This is a genomic window from Massilia litorea, assembly GCF_015101885.1.
Classification (GTDB): Bacteria; Pseudomonadota; Gammaproteobacteria; order Burkholderiales; family Burkholderiaceae_D; genus Telluria; species Telluria litorea.
On sequence record NZ_CP062941.1, the window covers coordinates 1,671,776 to 1,690,099 of the forward strand.

9 protein-coding genes are annotated in these 18,324 nt (G+C 67.6%); 5 read left to right on the top strand and 4 right to left on the bottom strand.

The features are described from left to right. Positions 1-17 precede the first annotated feature (17 nt). Positions 18-1,694, top strand: coding sequence for a PQQ-dependent sugar dehydrogenase (locus tag LPB04_RS07425; protein ID WP_193688077.1), 1,677 nt, complete (start codon positions 18-20; stop codon positions 1,692-1,694). 97 nt (positions 1,695-1,791) lie between these two features. Next, positions 1,792-2,580 (top strand): prohibitin family protein, encoded by a 789-nt coding sequence (locus tag LPB04_RS07430; protein ID WP_193688078.1) that lies wholly within the window; start codon positions 1,792-1,794, stop codon positions 2,578-2,580. 52 nt (positions 2,581-2,632) lie between these two features. On the opposite strand, the gene LPB04_RS07435 is transcribed toward LPB04_RS07430, so the two are convergent. From LPB04_RS07435 to LPB04_RS07450, 4 genes are all read right to left on the bottom strand, one after another. Then, on the bottom strand, positions 2,633-3,109 hold the full coding sequence (locus LPB04_RS07435; RefSeq protein ID WP_227496736.1) for a fasciclin domain-containing protein: 477 nt from the start codon (positions 3,107-3,109) through the stop codon (positions 2,633-2,635). 190 nt (positions 3,110-3,299) lie between these two features. Then, complete coding sequence (locus LPB04_RS07440; protein WP_193688080.1) at positions 3,300-5,108, bottom strand: DUF885 domain-containing protein; 1,809 nt, start codon at positions 5,106-5,108, stop codon at positions 3,300-3,302. Between the two features lie 9 nt (positions 5,109-5,117). Then, positions 5,118-6,251 carry a branched-chain amino acid ABC transporter substrate-binding protein gene (locus tag LPB04_RS07445; protein ID WP_193688081.1) on the bottom strand — a complete coding sequence of 378 codons (1,134 nt, stop codon included), beginning with the start codon at positions 6,249-6,251 and terminating at the stop codon, positions 5,118-5,120. Positions 6,252-6,320: 69 nt separating this feature from the next. Next, on the bottom strand, positions 6,321-6,806 hold the full coding sequence (locus LPB04_RS07450) for an Lrp/AsnC family transcriptional regulator (RefSeq protein WP_192055808.1): 486 nt from the start codon (positions 6,804-6,806) through the stop codon (positions 6,321-6,323). 147 nt (positions 6,807-6,953) lie between these two features. Here LPB04_RS07450 and LPB04_RS07455 point away from each other — a divergent pair, with 147 nt between their 5' ends. The 3 genes from LPB04_RS07455 to LPB04_RS07465 all read left to right on the top strand — a co-directional run bounded on the left by LPB04_RS07455 (position 6,954) and on the right by LPB04_RS07465 (position 18,228). Further along, positions 6,954-8,528, top strand: a complete 1,575-nt coding sequence (locus LPB04_RS07455; RefSeq protein ID WP_193688082.1) for an aminotransferase class V-fold PLP-dependent enzyme — start codon at positions 6,954-6,956, stop codon at positions 8,526-8,528. 170 nt (positions 8,529-8,698) lie between these two features. Next, entirely contained in the window at positions 8,699-17,374 is an 8,676-nt protein-coding gene (locus LPB04_RS07460) for a GH36-type glycosyl hydrolase domain-containing protein (RefSeq protein WP_227496652.1), read from the top strand. Further along, the gene (locus LPB04_RS07465; protein WP_193688083.1) at positions 17,371-18,228 is read left to right on the top strand and encodes an outer envelope protein; all 858 of its coding nucleotides are present in this window, start codon (positions 17,371-17,373) and stop codon (positions 18,226-18,228) included. The genes LPB04_RS07460 and LPB04_RS07465 overlap by 4 nt, the downstream gene beginning before the upstream one ends. Positions 18,229-18,324 lie beyond the last annotated feature (96 nt).

The following is an 18,324-nucleotide window of genomic DNA, read 5'->3' on the forward strand; positions in this document are numbered from 1 at the left end:
TTCCCGATAACACGCTTATGAAAAACTATCTCACCGCGATTGCCGCCGCCGTCACGCTCGCCGCGACGGCAAACGCCGCCCCGACGGCCGGCCAAACCTATTTCGACCAGAACTGCGCCAGCTGCCACACGGTCGACCCAGCGCAAACCTCGCGTGCCGGCCCCGGTCTGTTCAACCTCATCGGCCGCAAAGCCGCCGCCGTCCCTGGTTTCAATTACACCGACGCGCTGGCGAAGGCCGGCGCCGCCGGCAAGACCTGGACGAAAGAGGAACTCGACGTCTTCCTGCGCGACCCGAACAAGGACGTCCCCGGCACCGCAATGCCGATCGGCGTCTCCGACGCAAAACAGCGCGCCGCCCTGATCGACTTCCTCGCCACGCAAAGGGGCAAAGCTACGGCCGCGGCTGCAGGCACGAAGACCGCCGCCAGCGACAGTGCCGCCTGGACCGCCGACAAACCCGGCGACCTGCACCACATCAAGCCGGCCGACCTGGCCGCACCCTTCGCCAGCGAGAGCGCCGGCAACGGCCCGAAACTGGCGCCGCGTCCCGACGGCGCCATGCCCGCCGTCCCGAAAGGCTTTAAAGTCGGTGTTTATGCCGACAATCTCGGCAAGCCGCGCCTGCCGCTGCGCGCGCCGAACGGCGACATTTTTATTTCCGAAGCCGCCAAGGGCCAGATCACCGTACTGCGCTCGCAGGGCGGCGAGAAAGCCGAGACCAGCGGCGTGTTCGCCACCGGTCTCTCGCGTCCCTACGGCATGGCCCTGTGGCCGGCCGGCGCGCATCCGACATACCTGTACGTCGCCAACGTCAACTCGATCGTGCGCTTCCCCTACAGCGTCGGCGACCTGAAGGCCAGGGGCGAGCCGGAAGTCGTCGTGGATAAAATCAGCGACACCAGCGGCGGCCACGTCACGCGTACGCTCGCGTTCTCGAACGACGGCAAGACCCTGTTCCTGTCCGTCGGCTCGGCGACCAACTACGCCTCGAAGATCGGAGATAAACCGCCCCAGCCGCTGGCGCAATGGGAAGCCAAGTATGGCGTGGGCGCCGCCTGGGGCGAAGAGACCGAGCGCGCCGCCGTGCTGGCCTTCGACCCCGACGGCCGCAACCGCCGGCCCTACGCCAACGGCCTGCGCAACTGCGTCGGCATGCTGGTGCATCCGAAGACGGGAGACTTGTTCTGCAGCGTGAACGAGCGCGACGAACTGGGCGACAACCTGGCGCCGGACTACGTCACGCGTGTAAAAGCGGGCGGCTTCTACGGCTGGCCGTGGTATTACATCGGCGCCAACGAAGACCCGCGTCTGAAGGGTATCCGTCCCGATCTTGGAACCAGGGTGCTGGTCCCCGACACCCTGATCCAGTCGCACTCCGCGCCGCTGGGCATGGTGGTGTACCAGGCGCCGCCGGGTGCGAAGCACGCTTTCCCGAAACAGTACGAGGGCGACATCTTCCTGGCCCTGCACGGCTCCTGGAACCGCGCCACCCGCACCGGCTACAAAGTCGTGCGCGTGATGATGAAGAACGGCGTGCCGACCGGGCAATACCAGGACTTCATGACCGGCATGGTGCTGAGCGACCGCGATGTATGGGGCCGGCCGGCGGCGGTGGAAGTGGCGGCCGATGGCGCGCTGCTGGTGGTCGATGACGGCGGTGGCGTGGTGTGGCGGATCACGCCGGAGAAATAAGACCGCGGTGGCCCTTCCGGTAATTCTCAATTCTTAAGAGTTCAGCAACGATATACTTTAATCGTTCAGCAAAACTAACTAAGTAAAAGGGGAAAACATGAAGGGACTCGCATTGAAGCTGATCAGCGCGGTCATCGTGCTGATCCTGTTATTCGCCCTGGCGCCCTTCGGCACCGTGCCGGCGGGCCACCGTGGCGTGAAGACGACCTTCGGTAGCCCGAGCAACGAGGTACTGAGCGAGGGCATCCACTTCCGCTTCCCGCTGGCGCAGAAGATCAACCTGGTCAACGTGTCGATCCAGAAGGGAGAAGGCGAGGGCGATGCCGCCTCGCGCGACCTGCAGATCGTGCACACGCGGGTGGCGCTGAACTACCACGTCAAGCCGGAAGGGGCGGTCTCCGTGTTCCGCGACCTGGGCAACGAGCCCGGCGAACGGATGATCATCCCCTCGGTGCAGGAAGCCGTGAAAGCGGTGACGGCGCGCTTCACGGCCGAGGAGCTGATCGCCAAGCGTACCGACGTGCGCGACCAGATCGTAGCCCAGCTGCGCGAACGGCTGGCGCGCCACGCGATCGTGGTCGACGAGTTCTCGATCGTGAATTTTAATTTTTCGAAGTCCTTCAACGAAGCGATCGAGGCCAAGACCACGGCCGAACAGCTCAAGTTGAAGGCCGAACGCGACCTGCTGCGCATCGAGGTCGAAGCGCGCCAACGCGTGGCCCAGGCGCGTGCCGAAGCCGAATCGCTGGCGATCCAGCGCCAGCAGGTGACGCCCGAATTGATCCGACTGCGCGAGATGGAAAACCAGAGGCTGGCCATTGAAAAATGGGACGGCAAGCTGCCCAACGTGTCGGGCGGAGCGGTCCCCTTCATCAACGTGAAATAAGCCGGGATGCGGGGCCGCGCGCGGCCCCGCATCGATCGGTCCGGCTTTGACCTTACTTGGGCATCAACACGCTATCGACGACGTTGATGATGCCGTTCGACTGGTAGACATCGTAGGTGCTGATATTGGCCGTCTGCCCTTTTTCGTCCGCGACGGTGATGTTGTGCATCCCGTTCATCATGAACTTCAGCTTGCCGCCACTGGCCGTCGTCAGTTCCGCCGTTCCGTTCTGCTTCTTGATGGCTGCGCTGAGCGCCATGAAATCGTATTTGCCGGGGACGACGTGGTAGGTCAGGATCTTCGTCAGCGTCGCCTTGTTTTCCGGTTTGACGAGCGTATCGACGGTCCCGGCAGGCAGTTTGCCAAAGGCGGCGTTGGTCGGGGCGAACACGGTGAATGGCCCTTTGCCCTTCAGGGTGTCGACCAGGCCCGCAGCCTTGACTGCCGCGACCAGCGTCGTGTGGTCGGCCGAATTGACTGCATTGTCGACGATGTCCTTACTGGCCATCATGCTCTGGCCTCCGACCATGACGTCGGCGGCATGGGCATAGGCGCCGGCGCTGGTGGCGAAAAGTGCGGCGATGAGCAGTGTCTTCTTGAATGTACGCATGGCGATTCCTCGGTTGTTATAGGTTGTGGGTGGTCTTGCTAACCTATATACGTTGGGAATCGCCGATCGGATTCAAACTCCGCTCAAGAACACTTGCGCGCCTGATCGATCACTTCGACGCCGCGATCCAGCGATCCACCTTCTTCTCCAGCAGCGCCAGCGGCAGCGTCCCTTCACCCAGCACGATGTCGTGGAAGGCGCGCAGGTCGAACTTCGATCCCAGCGCGGCTTCCGCCCGGTGGCGCAACTCCAGGATTTTGAGGGAGCCGATTTTATAACCCAGCGCCTGGCCCGGCCACACCATGTAGCGCTCGATCTGGGCCCGCGAATCGGCCTCGCTGTAGCCCAGCGTGTCGCTGAAATATTGAATGGCCTGCTCGCGCGTCCAGCCCTTGGTGTGGATGCCGGTGTCGACGACAAGACGCGCGGCGCGCAGCATTTCGTCGTTCAGGTGGCCGAAATAATCTTCCGGCTTGTCGAACAGGCCCATGTCCTTGCCCAGGGTCTCGGCGTACAGCGCCCAGCCTTCCGTAAACGCGTTGTTGCCGCCGAATTTGCGGAAATTCGGCAGGCCCAGTTCCTGCACCAGCGCGATATGGAAGTGGTGGCCCGGTTGTCCCTCGTGCAGGAACAGCGTGACCATGCCGGTGCTGCCGTATTGGGTCGGGTCGTTCACGACCGACCAGAACACGCCCGGACGGGTGCCGTCCACCGCCGGCGGGGTGTAGTGGTCGGAGGCGGTGGCGCGGCTCAGTTCAGGCTCGAGGCGCAGGTCGAGCGGCGACTTCGGACGCAGGTTGAACATCGACGGCAGCTTGGTGCGCAGCTGGGCGTCGAGCTTGCGGTAGACGTCGATGACTTCCTGTTCCGTTTTAAATGGCTTGAACTTCGCCTGCTGCGACACCCAGGCCGGCAGGCCGGCCGCAGGGCCCGTGTAACCCATCTTCGGGCCGATGCGGCCGTATTCTCCCTGGATGCGTGCCACTTCCTTCAGGCCGATCTCGTGGATCGCTTCCGGCGTCAGGTCGGTCGTCGTCTGGCTCGCCACGCGCACCTTGTACCAGGCGGCGCCGTTCGGCAGCGCGTTCCAGCCGGTGCTGGTGCGCGCGGCCGGAATGTAGTCCTTCTCGATGAAGGTCGCCAGGCGGTTCAATGCCGGATTCAGTTTGCCGCCGATCGCATCTGCATACAGCTTGGTGAGCGCGCGCTTGTCGGCGTCCGAGAAACCGGCCGGGAAGTTTTTAATCGGCGTGTAGTAGATGCTGGCCTCCGGCGTGCTTGCCGCCAGCTGCTTGAACTGTGGCAGGGCCGACAGCATCACCGATTTCGGGTGCACGATGCCGCGCTTGATCCCTTCTTTCATGTTGGCGATCGCCTGATCGACCCACGGCCCCAGCTGCGTCAGGCGGCTGGCGTAGGCGCGGTAGTCCTGCACGGTGGAGAGCGGCTGGGCGCCCTGGCCGCTGGCGTAGTTCGCCAGCGTGACCGGCATGCTGTCCATCTGGTTCAGCGGCAGCAGGTGCTCGGGGAAGGGCTCGAAGCGCAGCGCCATGCCGAGCTCATAATCGAGGATGTCGTAGCTGGTCTGGTCGCGGCTGTTCAACTGCGCCCGCTTGATCGCATGCAGGCGCTTCTGGAAGGCCTTGTAGCGCGCGAACTGTCTGCTGCGCTCGACCGGGGAAATCGACATGCCGATCTGGTCGATGAAGCGGTTATCTCCACTCTCGCTGGCCGAGACCGGGTCGAAACGCGCCAGTGCATCGTAGTACTCGTCGGCGAGGACGTTGAGCTTCTTGCCGGCTTGCGGATGGGCGGCGACCTGTTTCGTTGGCGCTGCGGCCTGGTCGGCGCCGATGGCCGGTGCACAGGCGATGAGGGCGGCGGCAGCCAGTGCGCCGAGCTTGAAATGTTGGTTCATGTGATTGCCTTAATAACTAGCCAGTGGCGCCAGTGCGCCATTTTTAAACGTGTAGACGGTCACCGCCGTCTTTTTCAGGTTGCCCTTGTCGTCGTAGCCGTAGCTGCCGACCACACCCTGGTGGCTCGAGCTGCGCAGCTGCTGCCCGACCGCCGCCGGATCGAGGCTGTTCGCGGCCTTCATCGCCGCGGCGATGAACATGGTCTGGTCATAGAACGAAGGGGCGTAGACGTCAGGCTCGCGCTTGAAGCGCTCCTTGTATTTGGCAAGGAAGGCGGGACCGGCGGGCTGTTTCGCGATGATGGCGCCGGCCTGGGCGCAGCGCACATTTTCTCCGACGGCCGCTCCGCCGAGTTTGGCCATCTCCGGGCTGCACAGGGTATCGCCGCCGAGCAGCGGCACGTTCAGGCCGAGCGCCTTCATCTGGCGCACCATCGGCGCGGCTTGCGGCGCATAGCCGCCGAAGAAGATGGCGTCGACCTTTTTCGCGCGCAGCGCGGTGAGGATGGCCGCGAAATCGCTGGCCTTGTCGTTGGTGAACTCGTGGCCGGCGACCTTCATGCCGGCCGCTTGCGCCTGGCGCTTGAATTCGGTGGCGATGCCCGTGCCGAAGGCGGTGCGGTCGTCGATCACGCCGACGTTTTTCAGCTTTAATTCACGCGCGGCGTAATTCGCCATCGCGCCGCCGACCTGCGAATCGCTGGCGACAATGCGGAACACGCCCTTGTAGCCGCTTTGGGTGATCTTGGGATTGGTGCCGACGGTGGACATCAGGGCGCCGGCGTCGTTGTAGACGCGCGACGCCGGAATCGCGACGCCCGAGTTGTACGGTCCGAGCACGAATTTGATGCCGCCGTCGACCAGCTTCTGGGCCACCGTCACGCCTTGCTTCGGATCGCCGGCATCGTCTTCGGATTGCAGTTCGAAGCGCAGCGTTTTGCCCGCCACCTTGATCTTCTGGGCGTTGAGTTCCTCGACGGCGAGACGCACGCCGTTTTCGTTGTCCTTGCCGGCAAAGGCATTCGCGCCCGAGAGCGGGCCGGTCACGCCGATCTTGACTGCTTGTTCTTGCGCGAGCGCGGCATCCGACGCGCACAGCAGCGCGGCCAGCGCCAGCGGCGCCATAATGAATTTCGATGGCATCAGCCTGTCTCCGTTGATATACGAACGGCCTGCATCATCGCATAGAACGAAGGCCCGGTGCAGCTCAGCTCAGGCAGGCAACCCGTGCGCAATCAGCTCCAGCGGCAGGGCAGTCGTGCACTTGATCTGCTCCATCGAGAAGGCCGACGAGACCCCGCTCAGCTGTGCGGTCTTGATCAGCTTCTTGTAGAAGCGGTCGTAGCCGGCGATGTCGGTGGTGGCGACCTTCAGCAGGTAGTCGACGTCGCCGCTCATGCGGTGAAATTCCAGCACTTCGGGCAGGGCGACGACGGCGGCGGCAAAGCGTTCCAGCCATTTTTCATCGTGTTCGGGGGTGCGCACGCTGACGAACACCGTGACCGGCAAGCCCACCTTCTGGCGGTTGACGATGGTGACGCGGCTTTCGATATACCCCTCTTCCTCGAGGCGCTTGACGCGCTTCCAGCAAGGCGTGCTGGAGAGGCCGACCTTGTCGCTCAGGCCCGAAATCGACAGGGTTGCATCGGCCTGAAGTGCGGCGAGAATCGCACAATCAAACTTGTCCAGTGAATTCATTTTAGTTTTTCGTCACTAATAGAACAACTATGCTAATAACCTAGTTTTTGATAGCTTATTTGGAACGTGCTTTCCATCAAACCTTTGTAACATATTGCTTAACAATAACACGATCTCCGTTCGTGTTTACGCTTTTTGCAAATTATTATGCATAGTGAAATCTACCTCGACGCGAACGCCACTTCTCCCGTCCTGCCGGCGGCAATCCAGGCCGCGCAGGGCGCACTGCTCGCGTGTTTCGGCAACCCGAGCAGCAGCCACGCTGCCGGCCTGCGCGCCCGCGCGCTGCTCGACGATGCGCGCAGCCGCGCACGCCGCGTGCTGGGCGCCCCGGATGGACGCCTGCTGTTCACCAGCGGCGCCACCGAGGGCATCCAGACAGCCGTTTTGTCGGCCCTGTGCGCAGTGCGCGAGCGGCGTGCGGCCGGACTGCCGTGCGGCGACCTGCTGCTGTATGGCGCGACCGAACACAAGGCCGTCCCGGAAAGCCTGGCGCACTGGAACGCGCTGCTCGGCACGAACCTGACCATCAAGGCGCTGCCGGTCGACGCCGACGGCCGCCATCGCCTGGACACGCTGCGTGCGCTGGCGCCGCGCGCCGCCTTGATTTGCACGATGGCCGCGAACAACGAGACCGGCATCGTCTCCGACCTGGACGGCATCGCGGCCGTGCTGGAGGAAACCGCCAGCCCGGCGCGGTGGATGGTCGACTGCGTGCAGGCGCTCGGCAAGCTGCCGCTGGCCTTGAGCAGCACCCGCATCGATTACGCGCCGTTCTCCGGCCACAAGCTGTATGCGCCGAAAGGCATCGGCATGCTGTATGTCCGCGCCGGCGCCCCGTTCACGCCGCTGATGTGCGGCGGCGGCCAGGAAGACGGCCAGCGTTCGGGCACCGAGAACATGGCCGGCATCGCCGCCCTGGGCGCGGTACTGCGCGCGCTCGAAGAAGGGCGTACCTTCATGAGCCACGCGCAGATGGCCGCCGCGCGCGCGCGTCTCGCCGCCGCCTTATGGTCCGCCTTTCCCGGCCTCGTCTTCAATGCGCCTTTCGAACACGCGCTGCCGACCACGCTCAATTTCACGGTGCCGGGCCGCTCCGGTAAAGCTTTGCTCGACCTGTTCGACGCCGCCGGCGTGCGGGTCAGCGCCGGCTCGGCCTGTTCGGCGGCAAAGGCCGCGCCGAGTTACGTACTGCTGGCGATGGGGCTGCCGGAAGAACGCTGCGCGAACGCGGTGCGCATGTCCTTCGGCCCGCTGGCCGACGAAGCGTTCATCGACGCCGCCTGCGCCCGCATCGCGCGCTGCGGCCAGGCGCTGGGCACATTGCCGCCAGCGCCCTGTCCGGTGACGGGATCCGGGGCCGGCGCCGGCGCCGGCGCCGCGCCGCAACCGGCGCCGGCATCGACGGGCCTGATCCCGTGCGGGCTGGACGGCAACGCGCTGCTACGCTTCCTCGACCGCCATCCGGACGCGCTGCTGATCGACGTGCGCGAAGCCTGCGAGCACGCGCTCGGCACGCCGCTGCTGCATGGGCGCGCGGCCTACAGCCTGCCGCTGTCGCGCCTGCCCGATCACGCCGCCTGGCTGTGCCGGGAAACGCGCCCGCTGGTGTTCTTCTGCCGCAGCGGCAAGCGCAGCGCCGAGGCGGCGCAGATCGCCCAGCAACTCGGCCACGGCAACGTGCGCCACCTGGCCGGCGGCCTGGCCCTGCTGGCACCCTGAGCGGCCGGCGCCGGCGCGGCGCCCGGTGGCAAGCGTGCAAGCATCCGGCCGCTGCGTTCGCGCCGCTGCGTTCGCGCCGCTGCGTTCGTTAACGCACAGTCCCTCGACCGATGACGTTCTAGCATGGCATGCGACGTGTTTCGCATGCACGCTCATCATCGAGGCTCCTGTTGAACGACGAATTGCACACCAAGGCCGACGCGCCGCGCGCGGGGCATCCGCCCGTTCGCGACGCCGACGCCGCGGACGGGGCGCCGCTGCGCGCCGAGCGCTTCGATGCCGCGCGCATGGCGCAGCACGGCCGCAGCCTGGCTGGCCGCCATGGGCTGTCGGGCGCGCAGGACGATGCGCGCGCCGAGGACCTGCTGGCGCGCCTGGCGGACAACGCCGCCGCCATCGCCGCCGCCTGCACCTCGCTGACCCAGGCCGCGCGGGACGGCCGTACGGCCCCGGCCGCCGAGCGCCTGCTCGACGCCTGGCGCCTGATCGACGGCCAGGTCCGCACCGCGCGCCGCCACCTGCCGCGCGCCTACAGCCGTGCGCTGCCGCGCCTGGCCGTGCCACGAGAAGTCGCCGGCCAGCCGCGGGTCCACGCGCTGGCGCTCGAAGTCGTCATGCATGGGGACGGCCTGATCGACGAACCGAACCTGGCGCGTTTTATCAACGCCTACCAGGAAGGTGCGCCGCTCACGCTGGGCGAGCTGTGGGCGTTCCCGATCATGCTGCGCCTGGCGCTGATCGACAACCTGCGCCGGCTCGCCGTGCGCCTGCACGCCAGCCTGCAGCAGCAGGGTCTCGCCCGCGACTGGGCCGCCCGCATGCGCGAGACGGCCGAACGCCGCCCCGGCGACCTGGTCCTGCTGGTGGCCGACATGGCGCGCACCAATCAGCCCTTGCAACCCGCTTTCGTGGCCGAACTGGCGCGCCTTTTGGAAGGGCAGGGAGAAGCGCTGGCCCAGGTGCTGCACTGGGTCGGCGCCCGGCTCGCCGACGAGGGCCTGACGGTCGAGGCGCAGGCGGCGCGCGCCACCGAAGAGCAGGCCCTCGACGCGGCCTCGTTCACCAACAGCCTCGACAGCCTGCGCCGGCTCGAGCGCATCGACTGGCATGCCTTCGTCGAGACCGCGAGCGTGGTCGAGCAGGTGCTGCGGCGCGACCCGGCGGGCGTCTACGGCCGCATGGATTTCGCCACGCGCGACCATTACCGCCACACCGTCGAGCGCCTGGCGCGCCAGTGCGGCCAGCCTGAAAGCGAGGTCGCGGCGGCCGCCCTGGCGCTGGCCGAAGGCGGCCTCGATCTGCGCATGCGACATGTCGGCCACTACCTGGTCGGCGATGGCTTGCCAGTGCTGCGCGCGCAACTGCCGCCCGCACGCGGCATGCTGCTCGCACTGCGGCGCGCGGCGCGGCGCCGACCCCTGCTGGCCTACCTCGGCGCGATCGGCGGCTTTACCTTGCTGTTTACGGCGGCACTGCTGGTGCACGCCTACCGGGCCGGCGCCGGCGCCGGCTTGCTGGTCGTGCTCGGCCTGCTGGTGTCCTTCGGCGCCAGCCAGCTGGCGCTGACGCTCACCGATTTGATGGTCGCGCGCCTGGTGGCACCGAAACCCTTGCCGCGCATGGATTTCAGTAGCGGCATCCCGCCGGATGCGCGCACGCTGGTCGTCGTCCCCGCGCTGCTGGACAGCAGCGAGAACCTCAGGTCGCTGTGCGAGGGGCTGGAGCTGCGCTACCTCGCCAACCGCGACCCGCAGCTGCGCTTTTGCCTGCTCACCGATTTCACGGATGCGCCCGAGGAAACGATGTTCGGCGACGTCGAACTGCTGGCAGAAGCCCGTGCCGGCATCGCGGCCCTGAATGCGCGCCATGCCGATCAACCCTTCCTGCTGCTGCACCGGCCGCGCGTCTGGAGTACCAGCGAGCACGCCTGGACCGGGTGCGAGCGCAAGCGCGGCAAGCTGGCCGACCTGAACGCGTATTTGCGCGGCGGCGCGCGCGAACGCTTCATGCTGGTCGAGGGAAATACCGGCGAGTTGGAGGGCATCCGGTACGTCATCACGCTCGATGCCGACACCCAGCTGCCGATCGACAGCGCGCGCCGGACGGTGGCGGCGATGGCGCACCCCTTGAACCAGCCGCTGCTCGATGCGAACGGACGCCGCGTGATCGCCGGCCACGCCTTGCTGCAGCCGCGCGTGGCGACTTCGCTGCCCCTGGAGCGCGCCTCGCGCTACGAGCGCATGTATGGCGGCGCGCCGGGAATCGATCCGTACACCCGCACCGCATCGAACGTCTACCAGGACCTGTTCGGCGAAGGCTCCTTCATCGGCAAGGGCATCTACGAAGTCGACACCTATGTCCGTGTGCTGGCCGGGCGCCTGCCCGACAATGCCGTGCTGTCGCACGACCTGCTGGAAGGCTGCTACCTGCGCAGCGCTGTGCTCAGCGATACCCAGCTGGTGGAGGCCTGGCCGGCGCGCTACAGCGACGACATCGCGCGCCGCCACCGCTGGATCCGCGGCGACTGGCAACTGGCCGGCTGGCTGCGCGCGCGCGTGCCGTCCCGGGACGGGCAGCGCGAAGCCAACCCTTTGAGCGCGCTGGCACGCTGGAAGCTGTTCGACAACCTGCGCCGCAGCCTGGTGGCGCCGACCCTCGCCGCCACCCTGGTGCTGTGCTGGTCGCTGCTGCCGGGGCCTGCCTTCTGGAGCGCGGCGGGATTGTCGGTCTTCTTCCTGCCGGCCTTTTTCAGGATAGGCGTCACCCTGGTCGACAAGCCGCACGACCTGCTGTGGCGCCAGCATTTCACTCGCTGGGCCCATGGCGCGGCGGGCAGCCTCGCCCATGCCGTGACCGGCACCGCTTTCCTGCCGCACGAAGCCTGGTACAGCCTGCACGCGATCGCACGCACCGGCTGGCGCATGCTGGTCTCGCGCCGCCACCTGCTGCAATGGAAGGCGTCGAGCCTGATCCGCTCGAGCACCGACGTCGAATCGGCCTGGCGCAGCATGTGGTTCGCGCCGACGTTCTCGGTGCTCGTCGCCGTGCTGCTGACCTTCCTGCATCCCTTCGCCCTGTTCGCGGCCGCGCCCTTGCTGCTGCTGTGGTTCCTGTCTCCGCTGCTGGCCTGGTGGGTCAGCCTGCCGTTCGAGCGGCCGCCAGCGAAGCTCTCGCGCGAACAGGTGCGCTTCCTGGACAAGCTCGCGCGCCGCAGCTGGGCCTATTTCGAAGACGTGGTCGGCCCGGACAGCCACTGGTTAACGCCGGCCGGCATCCAGGAGCGCCCCGAACCGGCCATCACGCAGTCGACTTCGCCGAGCCAGATCGGCTTGTCCCTGCTGGCCAATCTGACGGCCTGGGACTTCGGCTTCGTGCCGGGTGCCACCGTGCTGGTGCGGGTGCGTGCCGCCTTCGAGAGCATGGCCCTGCTCGAGCGCCGCCGCGGCCATTTTTATGCCGGCTACGACACGCGCACGCTGGCGCCCCTGCCGCCGTTGCGGGTCGATACCGTCGCCAGCGGCAGCCTTGCGGCGCACCTGCTGACCCTGGCGACGGGCCTGGAGGGCCTGCTCGATGCGCCCATCGCCAGCGTACGCGCACTGGAGGGATTGCGCGCCACGCTGCAGGTGGTGGAAGAACATGCGCAAGGCGCACCGTCCGTCGTGCGCAAGGCGCTGGAGAGCTGCCGCGACGCGCTGGCGCCCGAGCGCTGCCGCAATGGCGAGACGCTGCCGGGCCTGGCCGACTGCCTGGGAGCGGCCCTACGCGCGGCCTCGATGCTGCTGGCGACGCTGCCGGACGAGGCGGACGCCCAGCTGCGCGACTGGGCCACGCGACTTGACGCCGACTGCCGCGCGGCGCGCGACGACCTGCTGGTGCTGGCGCCCTGGATGCGCGCGGTGCAGGAATACGTGCTCGATGCCGGCCTGACGCGGGTCCCGACCCTGCGCGAACTGGCGACAATGAGCAGGCCGGCCGCCGATGCGAGCGAGGCCGAACAGGCCCTGGCGCAAATGGTGGAGGAGGGCGCCGCCACGGCGCAGGCGCGCCTGCGCGAGATCGCGACCCTGGCCGCATGCGCGCGCGCATTCGCCGATATGGATTTCGGCTGGCTCCTGCGGCGCGACACGAATTCGCTGGCGCCGGGTTATGACCTGGCCGCGGACCGGCTCGAAGACGGCGCCTGCGATGCACTGGCCTCGACTGCGCGCCTGGCCAGCTTCGTCGGCATCGCCCAGGGAGGGCTGCCGCAGACGCACTGGACCGCCCTCGGCCGCCAGCTGTGCATCGTCGGCAGGGAACAGTTACTCCTCTCGCCGAACGGCGCCATGGCCGACTATCTGGCGCCGCAGCTGGTGATGCCGGCCTACCGCGACACCCTGCTCGACCGCAGCTGCCGCGCGGCCGTGCGCGTCCAGATCGCGTACGCGGCGCGGCGCGACATCCCCTGGGGCATGTCGGATGCGCTCTGCAACCGTTTTGACGGCAGCCTGCGTTACGAACGCCGCGCCTTCGGTGTACCGGGTATGGGCCTGGCGCGCGGCCTCGGCGACGAACTCGTGGTCGCACCCTATGCTTCGCTGCTGGCGCTGATGGTGGCGCCCGAAGCGGCCTGCGCCAACCTGGAGCGCATCGCCGCGCTGGGCTGCACCGGCCGTTACGGTATGTATGAGGCGATCGACTACACCGGCGCGCGCCTGCCGCGCGGCCAGCGTCACGCGATCGTGCGCGCCTTTGCCTCCGACCACCAGGCCATGGGCTTGCTCGCCCTGTCCTCCTTGCTGCATGGGCGTCCGATGCAGCGGCGCTTCGAGGCCGATCCGCAGTTGCGCGCGGCGCTGCTCCTGTTGCAGGAACCGGTGCCGGCGAGCGGCGCCATCCAGTCCGCCGCCTTCGAACTCGATGCGCAGCAGGGCGCGCCCGAGGCGCCTTTGCCGGTCCGTTCGGTTACGCGCGCCGGTGTGGCCCAGCCGCAGCTGCAACTGCTGTCGAACGGGCGCTACCACGTGATGGTGACGAGCGACGGCGGCGGCTACAGCCGCTTGAACGAACTGTCCCTCACGCGCTGGCGGATGGACGCAACCTGCGACGACTGGGGCTTGTTCTGCTACCTGCGCGACCTGGACAGCGGCGCGCTGTGGTCCGGCGCCTGGCAGCCGACGCTGGCCCAGCCCGAGCATTACGAGGCCGTGTTCGCGGAAGAGAAGGTGCAGTTGCGGCGGCGCGACCACGGCATCGAGCTGGTGACCGAGATCGTGGTCGCGCCCGAGGACGATGTCGAGCTGCGCCGCATGCGCATCAAGAATCTGTCCGGGCGGCCGCGCCGCATCGAGTTGACGAGCTATACGGAACCGGTGCTGTCCTTGCCGGCGCAGGACGACGCTCACCCCGCTTTCAGCAAACTCTTCGTGCAGAGCGAAATCGTCGAAGATCGCACCGCCATCCTCTGCACGCGCCGGCCGCGCGCGGAAGGGGAAGCGACGCCCTGGCTGCTGCATGCGATGGCGGTGCACGGCGTCGAGGCCGAAGCGGCCTCGTTCGAAACCAGCCGCGCCGATTTCATCGGTCGCGGCAATCGCAACGCGCTGCCCGCTGCCATGGCGACCGACAGGCCGCTCGATGGCGCGGCCGGTGCGGTGCTCGATCCGGCGCTGGTGATCCGCCGCGTGGTGACGCTCGCGCCCGACGAAGAGATCACGGTCGACCTGGTGCTCGGCGTGGCGGGCGAGCGCGACGCCGCCCTGCACCTGGCCGCCAAGTATGCGCAGCGCCACTGTGTCGAACATACCTTCGAGCTGGCCTGGGCCCAGGGCCAGGCATTGCTCCAGTCCCTGCATGCGAGCGAAGCGGACGCCCAGCTGTATGCGCGTCTGGCGGGCGCCGTGCTGTATCCGCAGCGCGGACTGCGCGCCGATCCGGCGCTCATCGCGCGCAATACCCGCGGCCAGTCCGGCCTGTGGCCATATGCGATCTCGGGCGACTTGCCGATCGTGCTGGTGCAGATCCAGGACGCGGCCCGGCTCGGGCTGGCGCGCCAGCTGCTGCAGGCCCATGCCTGGTGGCGCCATAAGGGTTTATTGGTCGACCTGGTGATCTGGTGCGGGGAGGGCGGCAGCGCGCCCCGTTCGCTGCACGCCCAGCTCCTGGAGCTCATCGCCGCCAGCAGTGCGGCCGCATTGCTCGACCGCCCGGGCGGTGTGTATCTGCAGGTGCTCGAGCAGCTGCCGCAGGAAGACCGGGTCCTGATCGCGGCGCTGGCGCGCGTGGTGCTGGTGGGCGAAGGCGGCAGCCTGGCCGAGCAGCTGCGGCGTGCGCAGGCGGCGCCCGGCACCGGCATGCCGGCGCTGCGCACGGCCGCGCCGCAGCCCGCGGCCGCTCCTGTGCCGGAAGCCGAATCGGAAACCGAAGCGCCCGCGCTCCTGCTCGACAACGGCATCGGCGGCTTCAGCCCCGACGGACGCGAATATCTCATCCGTATAAAGCCCGGGCGGCCGACGCCGGCCCCCTGGTCGAACGTGCTGGCCAGCCCGGATTTCGGCTCGGTCGTCTCTGAAAGCGGCCAGGCTTATACCTGGAGCGGGAACGCCCACAACCTGCGCCTGACGCCCTGGGAAAACGATCCGGTGGGCGACCGCGGCGGCGAAGTGTTTTATCTGCGCGACGAAGCGAGCGGCGTGTTCTGGTCGCCGACCGCATTGCCTGCGCCATCGGGCGGCGACTACCTCACGCGCCACGGCTTCGGCTACAGCGTGTTCGAGCACAGGGCGCACGGCATCCGCACCGAACTGACGCAGTTCGTGGCACACGATGCGCCGGTAAAATACAGCGTGCTGCGGGTACGCAATGACAGCGCGGTGCCGCGGCGCCTGTCGGCGACCGCTTATGTCGAATGGGTGCTGGGCGAGCTGCGTGCGGCATCCAGCATGCACGTCGTGACCGGACGCGATCCGGCCAGCGGCGCGCTGTGCGCACGCAATGCCTGGAACAGCGATGGCGCGGAGCATGCCGCCTTCTTCCACGTCGACGCGCAGGAAGCGGGCTTTACCTGCGACCGCATGGAGTTCATCGGCCGCGGCAGGCATCTGGGCGCGCCGCAGGCCCTGAGCCGCGCGGGGCTGTCCGGCAGCAGCGGCGCCGCACTCGATCCGTGCGCGGCGCTGCAGGTCGCCTTCGAGCTGGCGCCCGGAGAACAGAAGGAGCTGGTGTTCGTGCTCGGTGCCGGCGGTCCGGAGCGGGCGGCGCGCCATGGCGGCAGTACGGCGGCCCGAGCGGCAATCGAACGGGTGAACGCGTACTGGGACGAGACGCTCGGCGCGGTACGCGTCGAGTCGCCCGACCCCAGCCTCGACGTGCTCGCCAACGGCTGGCTCGTGTACCAGACCCTGGCCTGCCGCATGTGGGCGCGCAGCGCCTATTACCAGTCGGGCGGCGCCTACGGTTTCCGCGACCAGTTGCAGGACGCGATGGCACTGGTGCACACGCGTCCGCAACTGCTGCGCGAGCACCTGCTGCTGTGCGCCGGGCACCAGTTCGTCGAGGGGGATGTGCAGCACTGGTGGCATCCGCCTGCGAACGGCGGCGTACGCACGCGCTGCTCGGACGATTTATTGTGGCTGCCGCTGGCCACCTGCCGCTACATCCGCGCCACCGGCGATCTCGCGGTGCTGGGCGAGTCGGCTCCTTATCTGGAAGGGCGTGCGCTCGCATTCGGCGAGGAGTCGTATTTCGACCTGGCGCGCGAGTCCAGCCAGCGCGCCGACCTGTACGAACACTGCGTGCGCGCGATCCGCCACAGCCTGCGCTTCGGCGAACATGGATTACCCCTGATCGGCAGCGGCGACTGGAACGATGGCCTCGACCGCGTCGGCGCCAAGGGACGCGGCGAGAGCGTCTGGCTGGGCTTTTTCATGATCGAGGTGTTAAGCCGCTTCGCCGAACTGGCCGACCGCCGCGCCGACTACGGTTTTGCCACCACCTGCCGCGCCGCCGCGCAGGCGCTCGGCACCCAGCTCGAAAACCACGCCTGGGATGGCGAATGGTACCGGCGCGCCTGGTTCGACGACGGCACCCCGCTCGGCTCGAAAGACAGCGACGAATGCCGCATCGACCTGGTCTCGCAAAGCTGGAGCGTGCTGTCCGGCGCCGCCGGCCCGGAGCGCGCGGCCAGCGCCATGGCGGCGGTCGACACCCACCTGGTGTGGCCGGAATCGCGCCTGGTCCGGCTGCTCGATCCGCCCTTCGAGGCCGGCAGCCTGCATCCCGGCAGCCTGCGTGGCTACGCGCCCGGCGTGCGCGAGAACGGCGGCCAGGCGACGCATGCGGCGCTCTGGGGCGCGATGGCCTTTGCGCGCATGGGGAACACCGAGCGCGCCTGGGAACTGTTCGACATGCTCAATCCCGTGCGCCTGGCGGCCACGCCGGACGACTGCGCGCGCTACCGCCTGGAGCCGTATGTTGTTGCTGGGGATGTACACGCGGCCGCTCCCCATGTTGGGCGCGGCGGCTGGAGCTGGTACACTGGCTCAGCCGGATGGATGTACCGGCTGGTCGTCGAATCGCTGCTCGGCATCGAGCGCGTCGGCGAGCGGCTGGTGCTGGCGCCGCAGCTGCCTTGCGGCTGGCCGGGCTTCCGCCTGCAGTACCGCTATCGCGCCACCACGTATGCGATCGAGGTGCGCGTGCTGGATGCCGCCGCGCTGCGGGTCGATGGCGTCGATGTCGGCGGCGACACGCTGCAGCTGGTCGACGACGGCCAGGTGCACCGCGTCGAGCTGCATGTCGCGCGCCGGCAGGAGCCGTCCAATCAGGCAAAACGCGAGCAACCTCAGTCCAAGACCATTACATGACCAATAAAATCCTGTGCGCCGCCGGCGCTTCCCTGCTGCTCACCTGTGCCGCCGCCGGCGCCGCCGACTGGAGCGACACCTCGATCAGCTGGCGCTACGGCACCCGCTTCGCCGAGCCGTTCAATCCGGAGCCCATCAAGAAGCACATCTTCGCGCTGACCCACGCCAGCGGCTACAAGTACGGCAGCAACTTCTTCAACGTCGACCTGCTGCAGTCGGATAAAGCCGATCCGGCCTCGCTGACGCAAAGCGAAGGCGCCCAGGAAGCCTATATCGTCTACCGCCACACGCTCGACATCGGCGCCCTGCGCGGCACCGAAATGCGCTATGGCCCGGTAAAGGGTGTCGGCGCCACCTTCGGCTTCGACTGGAACACCAAGAACGACGTCGGCTACAACTCGAGGAAGCGCATGCTGGTCGCCGGCCCGACCCTGATGTGGGACGTGCCCGGTTTCCTGAACACGAGCGTGCTGCTGCTGCGCGAATCGAACGCGCCGAGCGGCGCCTTCCCGCCGATCTCGAACGTGAACGGCCGCTACACCTACGACACCCACGCCGCGCTGTCGGTCAACTGGGCGATTCCCGTGGTCGAGCGCGTCTCGTTCGAGGGTTTTGGCCTGTTCATCGCCGCCAAGGGCCAGGATGAAGTGGGCAACGGCACCGGCGCCGAGACCAACATCGACATGGCGCTGATGTACGACCTCAGCTCCCACTTCGGCCAGGCGAAGAACCGCCTGCGGGTCGGCCTCGAGTACCAGTTCTGGAACAACAAGTTCGGCAACACGCGCGCCACCACCGGCGGCCGCGGCCAGCGCGCCAGCACGCCGATGGTACGCGCCGAATACCATTTCTGACGAGATGATGTATCGGCGCAGGTGCCGCCTTCGCGCCGGCACCTGCGCCGGCATCAGGCTGCACCCGGCTGTCCTTTTGTCAAAAAAGATATAGTT

What these genes read in the sequence shown, in the direction of transcription:
- LPB04_RS07425 (WP_193688077.1), top strand. Translation starts at nt 18, where the DNA reads ATGAAAAACTATCTCACCGCGATTGCCGCCGCCGTCACGCTCGCCGCG.
- LPB04_RS07430 (WP_193688078.1), top strand. Translation starts at nt 1,792, where the DNA reads ATGAAGGGACTCGCATTGAAGCTGATCAGCGCGGTCATCGTGCTGATC.
- LPB04_RS07435 (WP_227496736.1), bottom strand. Translation starts at nt 3,109, where the DNA reads ATGGTCGGAGGCCAGAGCATGATGGCCAGTAAGGACATCGTCGACAAT.
- LPB04_RS07440 (WP_193688080.1), bottom strand. Translation starts at nt 5,108, where the DNA reads ATGAACCAACATTTCAAGCTCGGCGCACTGGCTGCCGCCGCCCTCATC.
- LPB04_RS07445 (WP_193688081.1), bottom strand. Translation starts at nt 6,251, where the DNA reads ATGCCATCGAAATTCATTATGGCGCCGCTGGCGCTGGCCGCGCTGCTG.
- LPB04_RS07450 (WP_192055808.1), bottom strand. Translation starts at nt 6,806, where the DNA reads ATGAATTCACTGGACAAGTTTGATTGTGCGATTCTCGCCGCACTTCAG.
- LPB04_RS07455 (WP_193688082.1), top strand. Translation starts at nt 6,954, where the DNA reads ATGCATAGTGAAATCTACCTCGACGCGAACGCCACTTCTCCCGTCCTG.
- LPB04_RS07465 (WP_193688083.1), top strand. Translation starts at nt 17,371, where the DNA reads ATGACCAATAAAATCCTGTGCGCCGCCGGCGCTTCCCTGCTGCTCACC.